25 protein-coding genes are annotated in these 22,168 nt (G+C 44.9%); 14 read left to right on the top strand and 11 right to left on the bottom strand.

Translation table 11 applies throughout. The annotated features are described in order from the left end of the window. Positions 1-17: 17 nt before the first annotated feature. The 6 genes from asnB to D328_RS0109505 are packed head-to-tail and all read left to right on the top strand — an operon-like array spanning position 18 to position 7,534. The gene (gene asnB / locus D328_RS0109530; protein WP_018884767.1) at positions 18-1,889 is read left to right on the top strand and encodes an asparagine synthase (glutamine-hydrolyzing); all 1,872 of its coding nucleotides are present in this window, start codon (positions 18-20) and stop codon (positions 1,887-1,889) included. A 22-nt stretch (positions 1,890-1,911) separates the two neighbouring features. Further along, complete coding sequence (locus tag D328_RS0109525) at positions 1,912-2,670, top strand: B12-binding domain-containing radical SAM protein (protein ID WP_018884766.1); 759 nt, start codon at positions 1,912-1,914, stop codon at positions 2,668-2,670. A gap of 51 nt (positions 2,671-2,721) precedes the next feature. Beyond that, positions 2,722-3,483, top strand: a complete 762-nt coding sequence (locus D328_RS0109520; RefSeq protein WP_324608929.1) for a radical SAM protein — start codon at positions 2,722-2,724, stop codon at positions 3,481-3,483. Positions 3,484-3,526: 43 nt separating this feature from the next. Then, positions 3,527-5,359 carry a B12-binding domain-containing radical SAM protein gene (locus D328_RS0109515; protein WP_018884764.1) on the top strand — a complete coding sequence of 611 codons (1,833 nt, stop codon included), beginning with the start codon at positions 3,527-3,529 and terminating at the stop codon, positions 5,357-5,359. A gap of 44 nt (positions 5,360-5,403) precedes the next feature. Further along, the gene (locus tag D328_RS0109510) at positions 5,404-6,408 is read left to right on the top strand and encodes a radical SAM protein (RefSeq protein ID WP_018884763.1); all 1,005 of its coding nucleotides are present in this window, start codon (positions 5,404-5,406) and stop codon (positions 6,406-6,408) included. 4 nt (positions 6,409-6,412) lie between these two features. Continuing rightward, a complete protein-coding gene (locus D328_RS0109505) occupies positions 6,413-7,534 on the top strand; it encodes a hypothetical protein (protein WP_018884762.1) in 1,122 nt (373 codons plus the stop codon). Between the two features lie 125 nt (positions 7,535-7,659). On the opposite strand, the gene D328_RS0109500 is transcribed toward D328_RS0109505, so the two are convergent. From D328_RS0109500 to mnmA, 3 genes are all read right to left on the bottom strand, one after another. Continuing rightward, positions 7,660-8,544: an IS3 family transposase gene (locus D328_RS0109500; RefSeq protein ID WP_169445793.1), complete on the bottom strand. Its 885-nt coding sequence runs from the start codon at positions 8,542-8,544 to the stop codon at positions 7,660-7,662. Further along, positions 8,466-8,810: a helix-turn-helix domain-containing protein gene (locus D328_RS0109495; protein ID WP_018884760.1), complete on the bottom strand. Its 345-nt coding sequence runs from the start codon at positions 8,808-8,810 to the stop codon at positions 8,466-8,468. Before D328_RS0109495 ends, D328_RS0109500 begins: the two co-directional genes overlap by 79 nt. Positions 8,811-9,000: 190 nt before the next feature. Then, positions 9,001-10,122 carry a tRNA 2-thiouridine(34) synthase MnmA gene (mnmA, locus tag D328_RS0109490; RefSeq protein ID WP_018884759.1) on the bottom strand — a complete coding sequence of 374 codons (1,122 nt, stop codon included), beginning with the start codon at positions 10,120-10,122 and terminating at the stop codon, positions 9,001-9,003. Between the two features lie 331 nt (positions 10,123-10,453). On the opposite strand from mnmA, the gene D328_RS0109485 reads away from it, so the two are divergent. Continuing rightward, positions 10,454-11,578, top strand: coding sequence for an NADH-dependent flavin oxidoreductase (locus D328_RS0109485; protein WP_018884758.1), 1,125 nt, complete (start codon positions 10,454-10,456; stop codon positions 11,576-11,578). Between the two features lie 534 nt (positions 11,579-12,112). Here D328_RS0109485 and fabF read toward each other — a convergent pair. Then, positions 12,113-13,363, bottom strand: coding sequence for a beta-ketoacyl-ACP synthase II (fabF, locus tag D328_RS0109480; RefSeq protein WP_018884757.1), 1,251 nt, complete (start codon positions 13,361-13,363; stop codon positions 12,113-12,115). 147 nt (positions 13,364-13,510) lie between these two features. On the opposite strand from fabF, the gene D328_RS0109475 reads away from it, so the two are divergent. Beyond that, the gene (locus tag D328_RS0109475; RefSeq protein WP_026281098.1) at positions 13,511-14,350 is read left to right on the top strand and encodes a helix-turn-helix transcriptional regulator; all 840 of its coding nucleotides are present in this window, start codon (positions 13,511-13,513) and stop codon (positions 14,348-14,350) included. Positions 14,351-14,495: 145 nt separating this feature from the next. Continuing rightward, positions 14,496-14,915 carry a cysteine metabolism transcriptional regulator CymR gene (gene cymR, locus D328_RS0109470; protein WP_018884755.1) on the top strand — a complete coding sequence of 140 codons (420 nt, stop codon included), beginning with the start codon at positions 14,496-14,498 and terminating at the stop codon, positions 14,913-14,915. Positions 14,916-15,009: 94 nt separating this feature from the next. Here the strand turns inward: cymR and D328_RS28725 are convergent, their stop codons facing one another. Together D328_RS28725 and D328_RS31755 are read right to left on the bottom strand one after the other, a co-directional pair. Then, a complete protein-coding gene (locus tag D328_RS28725; protein ID WP_018884754.1) occupies positions 15,010-15,402 on the bottom strand; it encodes a tyrosine-type recombinase/integrase in 393 nt (130 codons plus the stop codon). Next, complete coding sequence (locus tag D328_RS31755; RefSeq protein WP_026281097.1) at positions 15,402-15,764, bottom strand: tyrosine-type recombinase/integrase; 363 nt, start codon at positions 15,762-15,764, stop codon at positions 15,402-15,404. Before D328_RS31755 ends, D328_RS28725 begins: the two co-directional genes overlap by 1 nt. 2 nt (positions 15,765-15,766) lie before the next feature. Between D328_RS31755 and D328_RS30645 the strand changes: the two genes are divergently transcribed. Then, entirely contained in the window at positions 15,767-16,006 is a 240-nt protein-coding gene (locus D328_RS30645) for a phage holin family protein (protein WP_018884753.1), read from the top strand. Next, the gene (locus D328_RS31810; RefSeq protein WP_018884752.1) at positions 16,003-16,644 is read left to right on the top strand and encodes a peptidoglycan DD-metalloendopeptidase family protein; all 642 of its coding nucleotides are present in this window, start codon (positions 16,003-16,005) and stop codon (positions 16,642-16,644) included. Before D328_RS30645 ends, D328_RS31810 begins: the two co-directional genes overlap by 4 nt. A 177-nt stretch (positions 16,645-16,821) precedes the next feature. Here D328_RS31810 and D328_RS0109445 read toward each other — a convergent pair whose 3' ends face one another. Both D328_RS0109445 and D328_RS0109440 read right to left on the bottom strand, forming a co-directional pair. Continuing rightward, the gene (locus tag D328_RS0109445; protein ID WP_018884751.1) at positions 16,822-17,244 is read right to left on the bottom strand and encodes a type II toxin-antitoxin system HicB family antitoxin; all 423 of its coding nucleotides are present in this window, start codon (positions 17,242-17,244) and stop codon (positions 16,822-16,824) included. A 40-nt stretch (positions 17,245-17,284) separates the two neighbouring features. Then, positions 17,285-17,473, bottom strand: coding sequence for a type II toxin-antitoxin system HicA family toxin (locus D328_RS0109440; protein WP_018884750.1), 189 nt, complete (start codon positions 17,471-17,473; stop codon positions 17,285-17,287). A 195-nt stretch (positions 17,474-17,668) separates the two neighbouring features. On the opposite strand from D328_RS0109440, the gene D328_RS0109435 reads away from it, so the two are divergent. The 3 genes from D328_RS0109435 to D328_RS31750 all read left to right on the top strand — a co-directional run bounded on the left by D328_RS0109435 (position 17,669) and on the right by D328_RS31750 (position 18,581). After that, positions 17,669-18,004: a YolD-like family protein gene (locus D328_RS0109435; protein WP_018884749.1), complete on the top strand. Its 336-nt coding sequence runs from the start codon at positions 17,669-17,671 to the stop codon at positions 18,002-18,004. Positions 18,005-18,214: 210 nt separating this feature from the next. Continuing rightward, positions 18,215-18,421: a hypothetical protein gene (locus D328_RS31010; protein ID WP_154659007.1), complete on the top strand. Its 207-nt coding sequence runs from the start codon at positions 18,215-18,217 to the stop codon at positions 18,419-18,421. Between the two features lie 37 nt (positions 18,422-18,458). Further along, positions 18,459-18,581 carry a hypothetical protein gene (locus D328_RS31750; RefSeq protein WP_267879787.1) on the top strand — a complete coding sequence of 41 codons (123 nt, stop codon included), beginning with the start codon at positions 18,459-18,461 and terminating at the stop codon, positions 18,579-18,581. Between the two features lie 61 nt (positions 18,582-18,642). Here D328_RS31750 and D328_RS28710 read toward each other — a convergent pair whose 3' ends face one another. The 3 genes from D328_RS28710 to D328_RS0109415 are packed head-to-tail and all read right to left on the bottom strand — an operon-like array spanning position 18,643 to position 22,012. Then, positions 18,643-20,106 (bottom strand): extracellular solute-binding protein, encoded by a 1,464-nt coding sequence (locus tag D328_RS28710; protein ID WP_018884747.1) that lies wholly within the window; start codon positions 20,104-20,106, stop codon positions 18,643-18,645. A gap of 37 nt (positions 20,107-20,143) precedes the next feature. Then, positions 20,144-21,025: a carbohydrate ABC transporter permease gene (locus D328_RS0109420; protein WP_018884746.1), complete on the bottom strand. Its 882-nt coding sequence runs from the start codon at positions 21,023-21,025 to the stop codon at positions 20,144-20,146. 21 nt (positions 21,026-21,046) lie between these two features. Then, complete coding sequence (locus D328_RS0109415) at positions 21,047-22,012, bottom strand: ABC transporter permease (RefSeq protein WP_026281096.1); 966 nt, start codon at positions 22,010-22,012, stop codon at positions 21,047-21,049. Positions 22,013-22,168 lie beyond the last annotated feature (156 nt).

Below are 22,168 nucleotides of genomic sequence, written 5' to 3'. Positions count from 1 at the left end.
TAGGAGGTGCTATAACCATGTGCGGGATTACAGGGATCTATAATTATAAAAATTTTAATGAAGTCTCGCTGGGGCATATACAAATGATGAATGATACTTTGAGCTATCGTGGACCAGATGGTAATGGTGTATACCGTTCAAAGGATAGACATCTGGGATTAGGTCATCGCAGGTTGGCTATTACGGATTTGAGTCAGCAAGCCAATCAACCGATGTCGAATGAAGACGGAAGCTTATGGATAGTGTTCAATGGAGAAATCTATAACCATACAGAATTACGGTATGAATTGCAGCTGTATGGTCACGTATTTCGAACACATCATAGTGATACAGAGGTTATTCTCCATGCCTATGAACAATGGGGAATGGAGTTTGTTCATCGATTAAGGGGAATGTATGCTTTTGCGATATGGGATGAACCTTCAAATAAGTTGTTGCTAGTTAGAGATCGTATCGGTATAAAACCTGTTTTCTATTCCTACAGATACGGATTTTTTGCTTTTGCTAGTGAGATTCATGCTTTACAACGAATACTCCCTGTCCAAGAATTTAGCGAGACATCAATTTACCACTACCTTACTTTCTTGACAGTGCCTGCCCCACTCACGATGTACAAGCATGTACTTAAGCTTGAGGCTGGTACATATCTTGTGGTTGAGGCTGACGGAATCACCATTACGCCATATTGGGAGCCTGAAACCTACTTAAGTAAGCCACTCAGCGACAGTTATTCGACCGCATATGAGCACACAGAGTTCTTGATCAAGGATTCCGTTTCCAAGTGTGGTATGGGTGATGTTCCGCTTTGTGCATCGTTAAGTAGTGGTGTCGATTCTAGTATTGTAGCAGCTCTCTTAAAGAAAGAGCATCCTGAGCTAAGGACAGTAACAATGGATTATGAGGTGCCTTCTCCTTATAGTGAGGCTGTCGCGGCCCAAGAGATTGCAAATCAATTAAATATTCAAGATCAAGTTGTATATACCGTAACGTCAACACGCTTTTTTGCTGCTTGCAATGAATATTTGCAGCAGCACAATGACGGTCCTGTTGGAGCACAGGATATTATCTTGTTCTACATGATGTCCAAGCGGTTGAATCAGCAAGGCTATAAAATTTGTGTTCTGGGAGAAGGAGCTGATGAATGTGGGGGATATCCTTCTTATTTAAAGATGAATGATGAGCATCGACTTTTGAGTGTTTTTTCACAAATGAACACGGGAGTAAAAGAAGGGATTTTTAAGCTAGCATCTACAAAATGGAAAGAGCACCTGAGTATTGCCATGGGAAATTCAATAATTTCAAGAAAACACATCCAATCTTTTTCCGAGTATGAAAAAAGTAAATTGTGGTGCGGAGAGAAGAATGTAAGTAGTTATGACATTCTGGAGGACATTATGAATCGAATTTCTACCCATACGCAGGACAATTTTATCCGTAAGGTCTTGAATGTTGAATTTCGTCTAAGGCTTCCAGAATTTATGTTGCCAAGAGTTGATTACCCTACTATGGCCTGTTCGTTAGAGGCGAGGGTGCCATTCCTGGATCACCACTTGGTGGAGTATTCTCTTCAATTAGATAACAGTGTCAAAATGAAAGACAATATTCCTAAGCGGATGTTTAAGGAGCTTTTGTCCAACTACGTTAATCAGAAATATGTTTACCGTCCCAAGCTAGGTTTTGGAAAAGTTATGGCTCCGCTTCTAAATGAGACGCTGCCGACTGTTATGCATAATGAGATCATTTCAAAACCTAATCATGTGCTTTTCTCCGTGATTCACCATAAAGCGTTAGTTCAACTTTGGCAGGAGCATGCGGCACATAAGAACAGAGGTTTTCAACTTTGGACACTCTATGGGTTGGGAAAATGGATGGAATTAAACACTCAATAGTTCCCTAATTGGAGGTCAATAAATGATTACTGCGTTAATTGATATCGTCGATAGACGAAATAACGATGACAGAGAGAATATTGGGCTGGCTAACATTGCTTCTTTCTTACAGAAGGAAGGCTATCCAGTAGATCTGTATTCATTTCAGATGAATGAGCCATTTTCTGAACTAGACCCCTCACTACCTTACCATGATTTGTTTGGATTTTCATTTTATCCGAATACGGCCTTAGAAGTCTTTCTATACGCAAAAAGGATTAAGAAGCTTTATCCACAGGCTCTTGTATGCCTGGGCGGCAAATTGGCATCTGCTGTACCTTCTGATATTTTGGCTGATTGCAAAGAGATTGATTTTATTGTTCTTGGCTACGGAGAAGTTCCGATGCTGCAAGTATTACAATCGTTGGACCATGGGACAGCTCTTGAAAAGGTCCCATCGATATTTATTCCAGGAAAGGGGGCGATACTGGGACAAAATAAAAATATGCCAGTGCTTTCACCGGACTTTCGGCCTCGAAGGGATTTCCTTCCAATAGCTTTTCAGCATGGGAATTTCACAGCAAGAATAAACGGTAGCTATGGTTGTTACGGAGGCTGTACATTCTGCTCAGTTAATCAGTATACCTGCATAACAAAGAAGAATTGGTTTGGTCGTGAGGCGGAGGATTTATTTAATGAGATGGTCAATTTACACGAAATCTATGGTGTTAATAGCTTTTATTTTAATGATGCAAGCTTCGAGGATCCACCAGGCAGAGCAGGTAAGAATAGGATAGAATAGTTGTGTAATTTAATACTCGGGTCCAATTCCCGATTTTCCATCCGTTGTTCTATGCGTTCAGAATCATTTATGGAAGGTGATGGAGATCTCCTTGAACTTATGAAGAGTAGTGGGTTTACACAAGTCTTTTTGGGGATTGAGGCAGGTGATGATCGAGATCTAAAAGTTTATCGAAAAAGGGCACGTACCGCTGATCACGATAGGGCTTTACAACTTTTTCGATCTAAGGGAATAGACATCATTTTAGGATTTATCATGTTAAATCCTTACTCAACCATTGAGACTATGATGGAAAACTATAATTTTCTGATAAAACAATCTGAGTACAGGTTGGATCCCTTTATACGAAAAGTTGATGTATATGCCGGAACGTCACTAGAAAAAAAACTGCGGCTTGATCATTTGTTGACTGAGAATTTCAATTATCGTAGACCATTAGAATATCATTTCGTTCACACCGAAACAGCTCGTTACGATGAGTTTTTAGAAGAAATTCGGGGAGATGATGCTTTAGGGGCTTATGATGGTAAACTGTATCATTTAACTTGCGTAATGAATAACCTAAGAGCTTTATATGGAGAAGTGGCCGATAGCTACTTTAGTGAATTTATGTACATTAGACAACAACTTGCTACATTATTGTCCTCTTATTTTGCAATTGTGTACGTAGAGAATGACCTAATATTGGCCAAAGAACGTTATGAAGATTTCAAAAGAGAGCTACTGGATATGAGTTTCGAAGTTGACTCGTTTATTTTGAAATTGATGCATAAACGGAAGTTTCGTGATTATTTCCTTAAAGAAATTGGATAACGTGAGGATTACGGTCTCTATTTTGAAATTAGGAGTCTTTTACATGAACACAGAGCCTTATGTTAGCGTAGCAGATGTGCTGCATACCATTAAAAATGGGAATGATGAGGAGCTAAGGAATCTGGCATGGAAGATTGGCATGTTTTTGTCAGATTTGGATCTGGAGGAAAAAAGAACAATGCTTAATGCGTTCTTGGACAGGATTGCTACAGTCTCGAACGTAGCTAGATGTTTCATTCTGGATAGCCTTCTTGCCCATATTGAGATTTTAGAGCATGATCGGCAATGCCAGATGCTTAGTTATTATCTAGCACTTGAACATTGCAACTGCTGCTCTGCTTGTTGTAAAGAACGGACTGATATTATACGTACTTGCGGCACCCTGCTCAGCCGGGTAGATCCTAAGGCACAGACAGTGCTCCAGGATTTTTTGGATAATATCAGCATAGAAGAATCTCTTATTCTAGCTCATATCAAGGAGCAAGACATTGAGGACAGCAGCAGCTATAGTGGCGATTGTATAGGGGCTGGAAGTAGGATGGTTGTTGGTCTTGTCATTCCAGCATTTTTGTCTGCGAGCTCCTTTTTACAGCCACCCGTGGATATGTTGATGGCGGCAGCTCAACTGCGTCAGGCGGGATATGAAATTCTATTTATAGATAATCGTGTTAAACGACTACCTACTAATCATCTCTCAGAAATACTTGATCAAGCTGATGTAGTTGTGGTGACGACAACCCCTTATGATCATATTCAGAATTATTTTCTGGATTATCGATTGAGGCATGCTTTGGACACAGTAAATGCTATAAAAAAACGTAAGGAAGATCGTACGATAATTGTGTGTGGAGCTCATGGAACGGTTCGTCCAGATATTATCTTTAAAGATACAGATGCAGATATCATTTTGCAATGGGAGTACGATTATCAGATCGTATCTGTAATCAATGCTTTGTTCCAAAAAGATAAACTTCGTGAAATTCCTAATGTGTGCTTACGTTCAGAAGGTGGGGAAGCGCTTTTTTCAGGAAAGGAATATATGCATGACAATCTGGATGACGGTATTCTACCTGCTTATGACTTAATTAATTTTAATGACTACTATGGTGATGTCTTTTATCAAAATCGGCTTTATCGAAAGGCAAAATGGGGAATTGTATTGGCTTCTAGAGGTTGTCGTCATAATTGTAAGTTCTGTTTTAATTTCTGGGGACAAAGGATGCGATACAGAGATCCTGTAAGTGTTATTGAAGAGTTAGAGTATCTGCAACTGGAGGGGTTAGAGGAAATATTTTTTATTGACTTCCATTTTACACAAGATAAGCATTGGGTGTCCCGTTTCTGTCAACAGTATAATCATCGTAAATTAACTATAAAATGGACAGCTCAAGTTCGTTGTGACTCGGTATCCTATGATTTACTTTCTGAAATGGCACTTGCAGGCTGTAAATCTTTGTGGTTTGGAGTAGAGTCTTTTAATTCGTGTATCGTTCAAGCTTCAGGGAAGTATAGAGATTCGAGTGTAGCGCTAACCGCGCTAAGCAATTGCGTCAAGGCTGGGATTGAACCACATCAGTTCATAATGATCGGTCTGCCTGGAGAGACAAAGGCCTCAATTAACCAGACTATATCACAGGTGTATGATCTCAAAATGCCATACACAGAATCGATTTTGGTAGCAACTCCTCGCTTTGGTACATCGTACTATGAGATGGCAAAAAGGCAATTTCCAATGCTCGGAAATGACTTTTATAGCTTAAATTCAGTCAGGGGAATTGTTGCAAACGATATTTTACCAGTGGACTTACAAAATGCTTCGTTAATCTTCAGAGATCGTGATTTTATATACTCCCACAAAGTCCCGCAACTAGTATAAGCACAAGGCTTTCTATCTTATACATTTGAGAGGAGTTTTTGATTATGGGAAAATTTCAATTGGTAGAACCAGAAGAAAAATTAAGTAAAGAAATTAAGCCGTACGTAACCTTCCCGATCATTAATGCATGTATGCTGAAATGCTTGTATTGTGGCGATGGTGGCGAGATGTCCATAAGTGACAAGGCTCAGTTTGATACGGAAGATTTGCTTGATTGGCACTCTGAAGCACGAAAGCTAGGTGTTGAGAAATTCAGAATTACAGGAGGCGAACCACTTCTTCATAAGGATTTCAGAACTATTGTTCAAACTATAGCACAGGATGCGAATACTGTACTCATAAACACGAATGGAACTGCACTAAAGAAGTTTAGGGACAAATGGATTGATTCGCCTTCCAATTGTAGATACGTAGTCAATTATCACGGAGCTACGGAGGAAGTATATAATAAAGTCACTGGAACATCTGGTCACTTTCTGAACCTTCAGGAAGGTGTTCGTATGCTAGCGGATGAGGGCATGCTCCACCGTTTGAATATTGTACTCTGTAAGCATAATATTCATGAAATCTATGATGTTATCGATTTCTGTAAAGAGATTGGTACTGACTTGAAGATCCAAGATGTAGTGTCAGTTCCTTGGCAATTTAAAGAGTGGGAAGAGCTTTATTTAGATACCACGAGGATTGAAGAGGAATTTTTAGCTAAAAGCACGTTTGTTAAGGATCATAAATATGCTCGAGGTTTTGGAACTCCTAGCAAAATATACACCATTAATGGGGTTAATGTGACCTTGAAAAGTGTCAGAAATGGTTCTCACTATGATATGAAAAAGGTATGCAAAGGTTGTGAGTATTATCCATGCCATGAGGGAGTATATGATCTATTTATATTCCCAAATAACACTTCTTTTGCTTGTAACTGGACGTTAAAGAGCAAAGCACCTGAGGGTACCAAGCAAATGCAACTGCAGTGGCTTATTGAAGTGTTTCAACGCTCAGAGTATCAAGAAGCATCCAATTCAATCACAAAAATGGAACTTCAGGTGTGAGATGATGAAGTCTATACCCACAACTGACAGTATAAGACTGCAAATGCAAAATCGTTTAATGAGCAGTGGGGAAAGAATGTATCATTTACCTCAAGCCTACGTCTTGTCACATACTGAAATACCAGAACAATTTCTGGAAGGGGAAATGACGAAATGGGTAGAACAAACAATAGAGCGAATGAGGCAAGAGTTCTCTTTCAATAGTCATGAGCCTATTTTTGTTCGTCCTTGCCCAGTAGATGAATTTTATTATCCCCATCTTTCTTTCGCAGGCGTGTACAAATCATATAAACCGACCAGAGGGAAGAATCTTTCAGAACATTTATATGATGGGATATTAAGGGTTCTGCTGGGGAGATACAGTAAATACGCGGATTATTATTATCATAGACATGATATAAATTTGAAGCGGCATTTGTCTATCATGTTTACTCCTCAAATTACGGATGCATCAATGTACGGTACTGCTTATGTGTATAAAGGAAAGTGTATATACGAACTTTTTGATACTCCTTTGGCTATGTATATGAACGATCCCCTTCGAGTAGCCGATTCCGGGATAAAACAGGGACTGGAAGGGAGAATAGCTCAATGTATGATAGAAGCAGAACAGATTATAGGGGTTCCTGTAGATATTGAGTTTGTACTAAATCGGCGAGAGCAGATATACATTACACAAGTCAGACCTATTTCCAGAGCGCACTTGACACAATGGGCAAAACTTGAGGATGAGACATGGGCTATGGCTGTTAAAGTAGGTACTTCGTCCAATGTTCTGAATTCAATTGGACAAACAGAAGGGGTTGCGCTAGATCTTAGAAATCGCACATTACAGCCGGAAGATACAGAATTAATGGAAAGACAAATATGCATTATAAACCACAAGCCAGGCACAGGAACCTGCTCAGAGGATGTACTGTATTGGCTGGATAAATTTAAGCTATCGAATATTCGTCTGATTGTTGATCATGGAGATACCCGTATGAACAATCATCTACAGTACATTATGATGGAAGATCCGGGAATATCCTTTATTGTGAATACAGTCTCTGTTCCTTCAATTCTAAATGGCTGTGCACTTAGAGTTAAGTGTGATGGATTTAATACACAAATAATTGTTGATTAGTTGAGGGTAGGATCTTTATTCAAAAGAGGTGTTACCGGATGAATAATATGAATGACCTAAGTCCTTTAAAAAAGCCCATTTATAATTGTGGTCAAGACCCCATTTAGTGGACATTGAAAAAACACCTAAGCTAGAAACTGGCGTCGGTACTCTACCGGCGTCAGTTTGTTTAATTTACGCTGTGGTCGTCTTCGGTTGTAAAAACGTATGTATTTCTCAATTCGTCTTTGTGCCTCTGCCAGATTTCGTATATCATAGGGATAGAGTCCTTCCGTTTTGAGATGCGAGAAGAAACTCTCCATGGAGGCGTTGTCTAGGCAATTGCCCCGGCGAGACATGCTGATTTGGGCGCCAACCTTTGGCAGCATGTCGTGGTAAGCATGAGACGTGTACTGGAACCCTTGGTCGCTGTGAACGACCAATCCGGTCACGTCTTTTTGCTTTGCAAATGCCTTGGCAAAGGTCTGGAGGACCAGCTCATTGTCGTTACGTTCGCTAAGTTGGTAGGCCACAATCTCGTTATTGAATAGGTCTTTGACTGCTGAGAGATACAACCAGCGTTCGCCTACCCGGTATTGAGTCACATCCGTCACCCATTTCTGGCTTGGTTTTTCGGCTGTGAAATTTCGCTTAAGCAGATTATCAGCTACACGCTCGGCAGCCTGGTATGTCATATTAAATCGACGTTTCCGGCGAATGCTGGCTTGAAGACCGAGCTTTTGCATAAGGCGCAGCACCTTCTTGTGATTCATCCATACACCTTCATCCTGCCACAAGAACAGCTGGATCTGCCGGTAGCCATACCTTCCTTCGTAGCGTTTATACACCGTGCGGATGAGTCGTTTAGCACCGGCGTCTGGGTCGTTGTTCTTCCGCTTCAAATATGCGTAGTAACCACTTCTAGAGACGCCAAGGAGTTGGCAGTATTCAGCTACTTGGCCGATGTCCGCTGCTTGCTCAATGAGCTTGAAGCGCTGTTCTTTCCCTCCCGCATCCAGATTTCCAAACACTTTTTTAGCATCATATTCTCCCGTTTCAACTGCTGAACATATCGCTCCTGATCTAAATATTCTTTCCGCCTTCCTCGTTGATCCAATAGACCAAACTCACCTTTCTCACGGTATTTTCGCATCCAACGCTTCATCCGACCCTGATCTTGGATTCCGAAATGATCGTTGATCTGCCGATACGTCCACTTTTCCTCTACGTGCAGGCGAATTGCCTCCACCTTGAGTTCCTCGGAATACGTCTTAAACTTTTGACCTTTAATAGCCATTAAAAATGCACCCCCTAGAAATTCATCGGTTAAACCAAGGGGTTTTTCCAATGTCTATTCTAAGGGGTGCACTTCAAAGGGATAGGTCTACTTTTTGTTTTGCAAGTGGTTGTTGCGGCATTTCTGCACAGTATTGGCTACAGACTATCTTGTGGAAAATAATCCTAATATGTGCAGGAGCTTATCAGCGTTAGACAGTCTGCTCTTGCAGCTTCTCGACTTTATCGATCGTGCCGCCGCCAAGACATACTTCGCCATCGTAGAACACAACGGCTTGTCCAGGTGTAATGGCTTTTTGCTGTACATCAAATGCGACATGCACTGTGCCATCCTCACGCCAGGTCAGGGTTACACCTTGATCCGGCTGACGATATCTGAATTTGGCGGTACAGCGGAGCGGCTGTTCTGGAATAGCGGCTTCACCAGCAATCCAGTTCACGCCAGTAGCAGTCAGTCCTGTGGAGTATAGACTCGGGTGCTTATCGCCTTGTACAACATAGAGAATGTTCTTCGTCAGATCTTTGTCAGCCACGAACCACGGTTCGCCGTTACCAGATCCGCCAATGCCAAGCCCCTGACGTTGCCCGAGCGTATAGTACATTAAGCCATCATGACGGCCTTTAACCTCGCCTGTAGCAATATCCACCATATCTCCGCTTTGTGCCGGTAGATAATGACTCAGGAATTGCTTGAAATCACGTTCTCCAATGAAGCAGACGCCTGTGCTGTCTTTCTTCTTGGCTGTATACAGTCCCGCTTCCTCCGCGATTCTGCGAACCTCCGGCTTAGGCAGGTGCCCGATGGGGAACATGGCCTTCGACAGCTGCTGCTGACTCAGTGCATTGAGGAAGTAGGTCTGATCCTTGTTATTGTCCACCCCGCGCATCAGCGTATAGGTGCCGTTCTCTTCAATAACACGTGCGTAATGACCTGTAGCTACATAATCTGCGCCAAGATCCAGTGCCTTGTTGAGAAACTCTCCGAACTTGATCTCACGGTTGCACATGACATCCGGGTTCGGCGTGCGGCCTGCCTTGTATTCATCGAGAAAATAAGAGAATACTTTATCGTAGTACTCCTTCTCGAAATTGACCGTATAGTAAGGGATATCAATCTGCTCGCAGACTCGGCGTACATCCTCCGCGTCCTCTTCGGCCGTGCAGTGACCGAATTCATCCGTGTCATCCCAGTTCTTCATGAAGATGCCGATTACGTCATATCCCTGCTGCTTCAGCAGTAGCGCGGTGACCGAAGAGTCAACGCCTCCAGACATGCCGACGACGACACGGGTATCCTGATTGGCTTTTGCCATCGTTATCACCCAGACTTTCTATATTTAGTATAACTTGATACAAGCAACTCACCGCATTTTCAGTAGAAAAAAGGGAGTCCGAGACAGCCATAAGACACGTTGTCCTGCAGTTGCAGGATATATTGTAACATACAGAGCATCATATTACGATGCTTAGCGTAACGCTCTTTTTGCCTGCTGGTTGGTATTGGCGGACTCTTTGAGTGCCTATGAATGAACAGTCGATTTGCACGATTAGGAATTTAGATATATACTCATTATAACGCCTAAAATTATATTGTCCAAAATATAATTATGAAATCTATCTATCATTGATCCAGGAGGAATACCCATGAATTCAAAATACGCTTCATTCTTCGAATCTGTCTCACTCCCTAATGGTACTAAACTGAACAACCGCCTTGTACTCGCTCCGATGACGACGATGTCGGCCAATCCCGATGGAACTGTATCTGATGCAGAGCTTGCATACTATGAACGTCGAACAGGCGGCGTGGGAATGGCTATTACAGCAACCACTTATGTCACACCGAACGGAATTGGCTTCCCTGGTCAGTTCGCTGCCTATGATGACAGCTTCGTTCCTGGCCTGACACGTCTGGCTGAGACCATCAAGAAGCAAGGCTCGCATGGTATTCTGCAAATATTCCATGCAGGTAGACAGACACCAGAGCAGCTAAGTCCTACTGGAGAAATTGTTGCTCCAAGCGCTGTGGCAAGCGAACGTCCTGACTCGGCTGTGCCAAGAGAGCTGACAGATGAGGAGATTCTAAGCATTATTCATGACTTTGGTGAGACGACTCGTCGTGCCATTGAAGCTGGATTTGATGGTGTCGAGATTCATGGTGCGAATGGATATCTACTGCAGCAGTTCTTCTCATCGCACTCCAATCGTCGTGAGGATCGTTGGGGAGGAAGTCTTGAGAAGCGCCTGAGATTCCCGCTCGCGGTTATTGATGAGGTGCAGAAGGTTGTTGCGAAGTATGCGAAGCAGCCATTTACCATCGGATATCGCTTCTCCCCGGAGGAGCCAGAAACTCCAGGAATAACTATGACCGAGACGTATGCATTGATTGATGCGCTCAAGGACAAAAATCTGGATTACTTGCATGTATCGTTGAACGAATTCTGGTCGAAGCCACGACGCGGTGAGGCAGACACACGTGCTCGCATCGAGTACATTCTGGACCGTGTGGATGGCAAGCTTCCGGTTATTGGTGTGGGCTCTATCTATACAGCGGATGATGCAGCAGCAGCGCTCAACACAGGCGTTCCATTGCTAGCGATCGGACGTGAGCTGATTATCGAGCCGGATTGGGTCGAGAAAATCGAAAGCGGGCGCGAAGAGGATATTGAGACGGTTATTACGAAATCAAGCCAAGAGCGTCTGGTTGTTCCTGATGGGTTGTGGAATGCTATTATCCATACGCCAGGCTGGTTCCCGGTAGAAGATTAATCCTACTGCCGTGCCGATGCTTACAGATGCCACTTGTTCAGTAGAACGGGGGGATTTGGATCTGAAAGGCAGGATAAGCGGAAAGAATAAGGTAATAATTCGATAAGAACACGGTAAGTAAATATTATGAAGAATAGTTTGAAAGTGAAAACGATAGAGGAAGGCAAGCGCATGATGCGCTTGCCTTTTCTTGTTGCCCGAGGTGTGGCCTAGGGCAAGCAGCTATCGTAATTGTTACTCATTATGTTCAGTGTACAGAAGTGTCTAATTTGTCTTGGTTATCAGTGGCGTCTCTAGCGTCCCACCGAGTCAAAGGTCCCCAAGGTCTTCAACATCCCCACCAGTTCGTGTGATTCCTGCAGCTTAAATTTCACCAGAGTCTAATGCTCTACGCGTGACTGGTATTACTTGGAATAAATTTCATGGACAGTGAGTTGAACAGCGACGTGAACAGGATGTGAATAGTGAGATGAAAGAGATTCAAGAAATTCTTTTGGGTTCATCTGATTTTCTGGATTTACTGAATTTCTGGATTTATAGGATCTCATCTTCCTCGTATCTCTGGATCACAATAACAGCGTTATGTCCACCGAAGCCGAAGGAATTGGACATACCGATCCGAAGCTTAGCCTGTCTTGCTTTATGGGGAACGTAGTCCAGATCACAGGCGGGGTCAGGCGAATGCAAATTGATGGTCGGCGGAATGATTCCCTCTTGCAGCGATTTGAGTAGGGCAATGGCTTCCACGCCACCCGAAGCACCCAGCATGTGCCCTGTCATGGATTTGTTGGCTGTCACAGGCACGTGGTAAGCGTGATCTCCGAATACATGCTTAATGGCCGCTGTCTCGGAGCGGTCCCCAATGACTGTACTGGTTGCATGTGCGCTGATGACATCGATCTCGTTAGGGGACAGTCCTGCCACATTGAGTGCCAGCTGCATGGCACGGGCCGCGCCATTACCATCCTCCGGGGTAGCTACCATGTGATAGGCATCTGAGCTCGCTCCGTATCCGATAATTTCACCCAGAATCCGCGCCCCACGGGCTAACGCATGCGTCAGGGACTCCATAATGACAATCCCTGCACCCTCAGCCATGACGAATCCATCACGTTCATCATCAAATGGCCGACTTGCCTGTTCAGGAGCATGGTTACGAGTGGACAAAGCTGTGGCATTCGCGAAGCTGGACAATGAAATTTCGGCAATAGCCGCTTCAGAGCCTCCAGCTATTATGAGGTCGGAACGACCAGCCTGAATGTTGAAAAATGCCTCACCAATCGCCGTATTCCCGATGGAGCAAGCCGTGACAGGAGCCAGCGTTGGGCCGAGTGCTCCATATTTCATGCTGATCAGAGCTGCTGCCATATTGGGGATCATCATGGGGACGAGCATCGGGCTTACCCGTTCCGGTCCACGGGAGGCCAGCTTCTCGCTCTGCCCCATCAAGGTCTGGATTCCCCCAATACCGGAGCCAACATACACGCCCATCCGCTCCCGATTTAGCTTGTCCAGATCAAGTTCGGCCTGTTGTATGGCCTGGTCTGCGGCAGCCAATGCAAAATGGCAGAAACGATCCATACGACGAGCCTCCTTGGCTCCCAACAGGGTCTCTGGATCAAAATTCGGAACAAGTCCCGCAATCTGCACCTTATGCCTAGCGGTGTCGAATGTATCAATATGCCGGATTCCCGACTGTCCTTGAGTTAAATGCGACCAAAAGGTCTCTATATCATTTCCGAGAGGGGAAATTACACCCATCCCTGTAATTACGACTCTTTCCATATCTAAATGCCTCCTTCGATCTTTTAAACAGTGAGCTTAACGACTATAATGACAGGTAAGATATCCTATTACCAGAGAGCGATTATCCTAGTATAAATACTGCTATTATGAACACGGCTATTATGAACACAGGAAGGAGCGCAGAGCATGAATTCTCAGGTAAGACTACAGGCATTATCAACATTTCTTAAAGGAAAAAGAGCCAGCATTTCTCCAGAATCGGCCGGATTTCCTTCGGGTATACGTAGACGAACCCCAGGCTTGCGGCGGGAGGAGGTAGCTCATTTGGCAGGGGTCAGCACCACCTGGTATACCTGGTTGGAGCAGGGACGGGACATTCAGGTGTCTCACTCCGTGCTGGAATGTGTGGCTAATGCACTGCAGCTCAATGGGGATGAACGCAGATACTTATATTCGTTAGCATTTGAAGGAGGTGGGGAGGGCTATTCTGCCGCGCAGGAAATGGCTCAGCTCAGCCCATCGTTGCAGAAAATCATTACTGAGCTCCAATATTGCCCGGTAATTGTCTCGGATCGCAAATGTAACATTGTAGGCTGGAACCGAGCCGCCGAATATGTGTTTTTGGACTTCAACCGCATTCCTGTTGAGGAACGCAACATGATCCGTCTGCTTTTCACACGCCGGGAATTTCGACGCTTGGCAGTGAACTGGGAGCAATTCTCCAGTGGCTTTCTGGCAATGTTCCGGACCTACTATGGTCAATACGTGGAGGATGCGTGGTATGATCAGTTCCTGGAGGAGATGAGACAGACCCATCCCGAATTCAATCGTATGTGGGAGCAGAGTCAGGTAAGCTATGCCCCGGAGGTGCATCTGGAATTTCGCCACGCCAAGGCTGGGAAAATGGTGTATGAGCTTACGTCGTTGAAGGTGTATGGACCGGATGATCTGCGTTGCAGTATTTATACACCGGCTGCCGAGACTACGACAGAGACAAAATTACGACAACTCATGATTGAGGAGTAGCGTAGTTGTGAAGAATGGTTACCATATTAGCATCAAATATGTTACGATGGATGGAGTGTTATGTTCGGATCATGGCAATCAGGACCTGTTGTGTCCTATATACCATGCATCTCTATAAGAATACATTGACAAATGAGGTGGCACCTTGAAGATATCAACTAAAGGTAGGTATGGTCTAACCATTATGATGGAGCTTGCCATCAAATTCGGCGAAGGTCCTACATCATTGAAAAGTATAGCTGAGAAAAACCAGCTGTCCGAGCACTATCTGGAGCAACTGATCGCTCCATTGCGCAATGCAGGGCTGGTTAAGAGTATTCGTGGCGCTTATGGCGGCTACATTCTGTCTGGCGACCCTGGCGATATTACGGCAGGAGATATCATCCGCGTGCTGGAGGGCCCGATCTCTCCCGTGGACTTCACGGAAGAGGACGATCCTGCAAAACGCGATCTGTGGCTGCGTATCCGCGATAGCATTGCAGAAGTGCTGGACTCCACGACGCTGAAGGATCTGATATCCTTCCAGGAGCAGGAGAAGGCTGATAATTACATGTTTTATATTTAACAAAGAGCTAGTTATATAGCTGAATTGCCTTATGTGGCAAGGGTTTTCGAGGTTATATGTTTTGACGAGTTACCCGCAAATTACCCACAACCGCCTAATTGTTGATGGCCCATTCAAAGTCATCAGCAATTTTCATCTGGCGGTTCTTTGTTACGTGCAGATAAATTAATTCAGTAACTTTTGAACTACTCTTATGTCCTATTCGTGCCTGAATCTCTGGCAAACCAACCCGCGGATTCGAGGCCAGTAGCGACACATGGGTATGACGTAAGCTGTGTGGCGTAAGGTTTACAGGTAACTCAGCATCATTAAGTACTTTACGCATAATTCTACCTAGACCCGTTATTTGAAAAGGGTATCCAGGCAAAGTGGGGCACCAGAAAACGAAGTTGTCCTTTGGATTGAATGTTTTAGCTGAGAGACGTTCATTCTTTTGCCATTTCTTGAGTGTTTTAAGAGCCTTTTCTACTGTTTCCCCGGAACTCACTATACGCTCACTCTGTTCATTTTTCGGAGGAATAAAGGAGTATTGGGTAACACTTGAGCTGTAATTTGCTTGTTAATATCAATTGTTCTGTTTTCAAAATCAATGTCTTCCCACTGAAGTCCGGCTGCTTCACTGACCCGCAGGCCAGTATATGTGAGCACAACGAATACAGCCCACATGTTGGTAGTTAGCATAAACCTAGCAACTTGAAGAAACTTTTTTAACTCGTCTTTCTCAAGAAACTTGGGGAGGACTTGTCTTTTCTCTCCGATTTTACGCGCTGTCCTTTTCTCCCTTGGTATTACGGCATCAGCAGTCGGATCGTCTTCGATCAAGCCTTTACGTTTAGCGTGTTCAAACATAAGTGAAGCTGCAGTATGAACACTGGTACGCAGCGGGGCACGTCATTGATGGTGTTCTTGGCGACGGCCACATGTTCCGTGACGCTATTATCTATTTCTATATGGCTAACGAGTTATTGAGCTGGATTGAGAATGCCGACAAGATCGGGCAGCCTATCCCCGAGCCGATCAAGCAAGCCGTTGCAATATTGAAAGGCAGAAGTGGCGTACCAGGTACTGATAAGAAGGAAGATGCAGCATGAGTAATCCATTCGAAGGTTATAGACGCACTAGCCCATTTGGGATGAGAGAACATCCAGTGGATGGCGGCCAACGCTTTCACCGTGGAGTAGACCTGGTGCTTGAGACTAAGGACAGCTACGGTCCGATTAAAGCATTTACCTCTGGTAAGGTCCTGCATGCCAAGATGGGGGCCACGGGTTCAGGATTCGGCAACATGGATATCGTAGTTGCCGCGCAAGATGACAAGGGATACTTACACGTATACGCGCACCTATCGAGCGCAGCAGTCAAGGTAGGGCAGCAGGCCACTCAGGGGCAGATTATCGGTCGGCAGGGATCTACGGGCAAGTCCACTGGACCGCACCTGCACTACGAAGTACGTAGGGCTGCTTCACCATCCTATGGCTACACAGCCACGGAGGCGGGAGTGGTGGAGCCTACGGCATACTTGATTAAATACTACGGGCAACAGCCCAAGAAGAAGGACAAGCTAGTGGACAAAGCAAAGGTAATTGTAAATGGTAAGGCTATAGCAGATGGTGTGCTTATCGAGGGGACGACATATGTGCCGCTACGTGCAGTAGGAGAAGCGCTTGGGTTGGGTCTGGGCTGGGATAACCAGAGTAAGACGGCCAGTCTGACTTCAAAAGTAGAATAGGTTCAATTCGAACACTCAATTGGAGTGCGTGGATGACAAAGAGCTTTTCTATTTCAATCCACGCACTCGCATGGAGTGCGACTTATCAGGCGTAGGGGTGTGTAGAATTCACCGCCATATTTCAATCCACGCACTCATGTAGAGTGCGGCCTGTGGATATGAGGTCATTGATTGCCATCAATGGCGTTGCTTATCAATCCCTAAACTACGTTTCAAACCCTCATGCAGCACTTGACTAAAATTGAGGTGTTGTTCTTCAGCTGCATCATTCAGCCACTTGGGAACAGTGAGCGTCTTTTTCACGGCTTTGGACTCCATGGCGTCGCGAACAGTCGGCATGTATACCATTACTTCAAAAGCAGCTTCCCTGGTTTCAGCTTGAGACAGGATAACATCTAAACTTGATGGTGAAGGAATAGTGTCCCCGTCCTGCTCCATTACATAGATAAAGCCTTCTAGAGCTTCACGCGCTGCTGCATTTGCTTCTTCTGCTGTGTCGCCGGAAGTAAAGCATCCAGGTAGATCAGGAAAGCGAACGGATACCCCTTCTTCAGCCTTATCGAGTAGCGCCCAAAAGCGATACACATCTTTATTACTCATTTATATATTTAACCTCCTTGAGGGGGAGGGGCTGGAGCCCCTACAACCCTGCTGTTTTTAGGATACTTGCCTGCGTCTTAGGAGGAAAGCTTTTTCTAGGGTGCGGTACAGTTATTTTGCCAGGCTTCGTCGGATGTTTGAAGTAATGATGACTGCCATGTACACCTATTATGTACCATCCGTCCTCTTCGAGCATCTTGATAATTTCTCTCGAATTGTATGCCTTCATCTCAACCCTCCTTACACCTATAAATTTACACGTATTAATAACACGTGTCAACGTGTAAATAACACGTGTTATTTGGGTTTGCATAGCTATGCAAAGGCCTGAAGAACTAGGTGTTTCCTTTTATTTTTCATTGATATAGGAATATATGTTCGTATACAATGAAATCACTATTGACCACAGGAGGCGGGCTTACCAATGTCAAAGAAGCTTCAGGGAAACGGACTGTTTGAAAGCTCCAGAATGATACTGCCAGAACATGCGGAACGTATCAGGCAGCAGTATATAGAAGAGAAGCGGAAGGAGAATCTAATCCTAGATGACCAAGAATTGCGGCTGATCGAGCAGGCGCTGGTTGACTCATATAATCAGCGGCAGCCGGTTACGTTGAAAGTGTTTGGTCCCTTTGAGGACTTTGTATTGAAGGGGACCGTGATTGCATTAAACACCAGCCGTCGAGAGGTAAAGCTGCTGAATGCTAATGGAGATTATCAGTGGATAGAGCTAGGTGAAATACTTGCGGCATATGAATAGAGCAGTAAGGGCAAACCCCTTACTGCTCTTTTTAGATAATTATGCTCATCTAATGCCTAAAAAGTTACCCACGTTTTACCCACAAAAGGGGTTGTAGATTGGTGTTTTTTCTTGTAGAAGAAGCTTGATGTAAAACCCCGAAAACCCAGTAGCCATAAGGCTTTATGTAGCTATAACTAGTTACTTGTAGACGACCAGAAAGACATGTTCGTGAGCTGGCTCAAATCGATTGAGGGTCCCACCCGATCCGCCATACTATCGCAGCTACTGGTTACACCAGCGAATCCAGGACAAGGCAAATTGACGACGAGAGCAGAACATCGTACATTAGATCGACTGAATAGTAGGAGGGAGTACATGAGGCTGAGATCCGCACTTGGCATCCTGTTCCTGGTCAGCTGTGATCATCTTTCGTGAATGGCACGGCTGTTCAACCAGAAGACTACGTGCGATTATGATCAGTGTTACGCTTGGAACGGCGATTCTGGCCATTGTTCTTCTATACCAGCCGAACCTTCCTGGTCCGACCCAATGGGTCAAGCTGTTGTTCGGGAAGATTGACAAAATCATGAAGTGAAGGGAGCAAGAAGGCCGCACACAGCAGTAATGCTGGTGCGGCCTTCTTGACACATCCCCGCTTATGGCTTGTACGCTGCGTTGAACTCCTCCAGAATCTGGTCGCCTCCTCTGGACCTCCATGCATCTACTGCTGCTTCCCAGCCAGATTGATCCAACTGACCAACAATATATTTGACCGAAGCGTCTGTGATAATCTTCTGTAATTCTTTCCCCTTTTGATTATTCGTCTCTGAGGTGAGTGGCACACTGTAATCCTGAATGGCCAGCTTCTGATTTTCCTTGAACATGTGCTGTATGTTAGTCATAATTTCACCTTGATTGCCAGGTGTCATGTTGGCACCATCATCCCATTTCAGCTGGATGTACGGCCTGTTGTATTCTGCTCCCTCAGTAGGAGTAGCTGCGCCATTCTCGATCTTGTAGTGTGTCCCTTCAATACCCCACTCCATCAAATCCTGCATAGGCTGATCTGCAAGTTTGTCTACAAAGTCCAGTACCTTGAGTAGCTCATCCTCGGTCTTCACGCTTGTCTTCGGAATCATCAGCATGCCATCAAAACCCCAGGTAGCCATAATTCGCTCCCCTTTGGGCCCGGAAATATTTTGTACGGCATTGACGGCAAGTGGCTGGTCCTTGGACGAAAGATAACTATTTACATCATCAATGGTGGTGAAGTACATTCCAGCTTCTTTTTTCTTGATGTAATCGCCTTTTTTGGCAATGGGGAAGTCCTGGTTGATTAGTCCCTCATTGTACATTTTCTTTAGTAATTCCAGAGCTTGCATATATTCAGCTGTCATGAAGTCAGGCTGGATCTTGCCGTCTAACTCTCCCCAGACGTTGGGGCCGCCTAACTGCACGGTGAGTCCGTTGAGGATCTTCAGCCCAGAATCCACCTCCATGCCGAAGGTATCCCGTTGTCCATTCTGATCCGGATCATTTTCCGTAAATGCTTTGGCTACCTTGTAGATGTCATCTACTGTTTTAGGTACTTCCAGCCCCAGTTGCTTCAACCAGTCTTCCCGATAAATGTATCCGTAGCGTGCCAGTGTACGAGAGCGGTACACACCGAAGATCTTTCCATCTACGGAGCTATTCTTCAGCACAGCCTCATCCAGCTTCGCCAGGTTCGGGAACTGCTTCAGATAGGGTCCCACTTCCCAGAATAAGCCCGATTGCATAGCATTTACGATCCCGGGGTCTTTCACTCTGCGGACCACCATCAGATTGGGCAATTCACCGGAGGCGATGGTCGCATTCACCTTATCGTCATAAGCAGATACAGGCACAAAAGTCATATCCAGCTTCGTATGAGTATACTTTTCAATTGCAAGCTCCACTTCGTTATCAGGCTTGGGTGGCTCCGCGTCATACAATACATTCATAATGGATATGCTTGTTGTACCATCCTCTACGGCTGCGGTTGACTCATTCTTGCTGCCACAGGCAGTCAAGACTCCTGTCGCTGCAAGAATGATACACAGGGGCAGGATTGCTTTGTTGAACGGTTTTCTCTTCATCATGTTGAACCTCCCTTTGGTATTGAAGCTATAGGACGGGTCATCCTTTGACGGAGCCCAGAAGAACACCTTTGGCGAAATGCTTTTGTAAAAACGGATAGACAATGAGAATAGGAACGGTTGCTATTACAATGACAGCCATTTTGATGACCTCAGCGGGAGGCATAACGAAGCTACTGTCCAGTGCTTCCGAATCGCCAATGCTCCCTTCTGACAGAATGACAATCTGGCGTAACCAGACCTGAATCGGCCATTTGGCATTATCATTAATGTACAGGATGGCGTTAAAGTAAGAGTTCCAGTGTCCAACAGCATAGAATAGTGCAAATGTTGCCAGTGCAGGGCCAGAGAGTGGAAGAATGATGCGGAAGAGTATGCCAATATCATTGCACCCGTCCATCTTGGCGGATTCCTCCAGTTCACTGGGGATCTGCTGGAAAAAGTTCTTCAGAATAATCAAATTGTAAGCGCTAATGGCAACGGGAATAATCAGGGACCACATGCTGTCCAACAGGCCAGTAGCTTTGACCACCAGATAAGTAGGAATCATCCCCCCGCTGAAAATCATTGTGAACAGCACCATCAGCATGACCATGTTCCTGCCATCCAGATCCTTACGGGTCAGTGGATAAGCCATAAGACAGGTGAAGAATAGATTCGTGGCTGTGCCGATTACAGTGATGTATACGGACACCCAGAGACTCTTCAGAATGGTGCCAGATGAAAATATATACCTGTATCCGTCGAGTGAGAAATCCGTTGGAAACAGTATGAAACCTGTGCGAAGCATTGCCTCCGAGCTCGAAAAAGATCCTGCCAGAATATAGATGAACGGTAGAATGCAGATCAGTGACAGCATGGTCAAAAGCAGAACGTTGGAGATATCAAATACTTGGCCCCAAAAGCTGCTGTATTTACGCACCTAAAATCACCTCCTCAGCGTCTAGTACACGCCTTCCTCACCGAATTTTTTGGCTAAGCGGTTCGCTCCGATAACCATCATAAGACCGATGACGGATTTGAAAATTCCTACAGCAGTGCTGAAGCTAAACTGTCCCTGTGAGATGCCGAGCGTGTACACATAAGTGTCGAATACTTCGCCAACCCCTCGATTCATTGAATTGAGCATTAGGAATATTTGCTCGAAGCCACTGTCCATCACGTGACCAAGTCTCAAGATTAGCAAAATGATAATCGTACTGCGCAAGGCGGGAAGTGTAATGTGCCACATCTGTCGCCAGCGGTTCGCACCGTCGATCACGGAAGCCTCATACTGCTGGGGATCGACGCCGGACAGTGCTGCCAGAAAAATGATCGTCCCCCAACCAGTCTCTTTCCACATGACCTGTGAGGTAATTAAGGTGCGAAACCAGCCCTCTTCAAGTAGAAAATTCACTTTACCGAAGCCCATCAACACCAAGAGTTCATTTACAATCCCTCCCTGGGTCGTAAAGAACGTATAGGTTATTCCAGCGACTACAACCCAGGATACGAAGTGAGGAATATAAACCATGGTCTGCACGAATCGTTTGAATTTTTCCCGCCTTAGCTCGTTCAGAAGCAGCGAGATCACAATCGGTAGTGGGAAAAAGAATACCAGATTATAGATAGCCAATATTAATGTGTTGCGAAATAGCTGAAGAAAGCTCGGATCTGAGAAAAAATGCTGGAAATGCTTAAAGCCTACCCACTGGCTCCCCGAAATACCGAGGTAAGGATGATAATCCTGAAATGCAATCACGACACCCCACATCGGAATGTATTTGTACACGATAAAATAGACTAATCCAGGCAGCAGCATGAGATACAGATACCTATTCTTAATTAATCTGCGTAGCAGACTGCCACGAGAAGATGATGAATGTGCCGCGGTTCTCCCGAACCTGTTCGCGGTACTTAGGTTATTCAAAGCATAGTCCCTCCCTTATTCATGGCTGCATTACGGACACAAGCAGTTGATTGCGCTTACATTTTTAGCTTAGCGCTTGTTCGCTCTAACGGTCTATAATCTCTCCGGCAGAAGGAGAGGTCTCCAGACATTGCATAATCTCTATAGCCTGCGGAA

The organism is Paenibacillus massiliensis 2301065 = DSM 16942, assembly GCF_000377505.1.
GTDB lineage: Bacteria > Bacillota > Bacilli > Paenibacillales > Paenibacillaceae > Paenibacillus > Paenibacillus massiliensis.
This window is presented reverse-complemented; position numbering and strand designations above follow the sequence as displayed.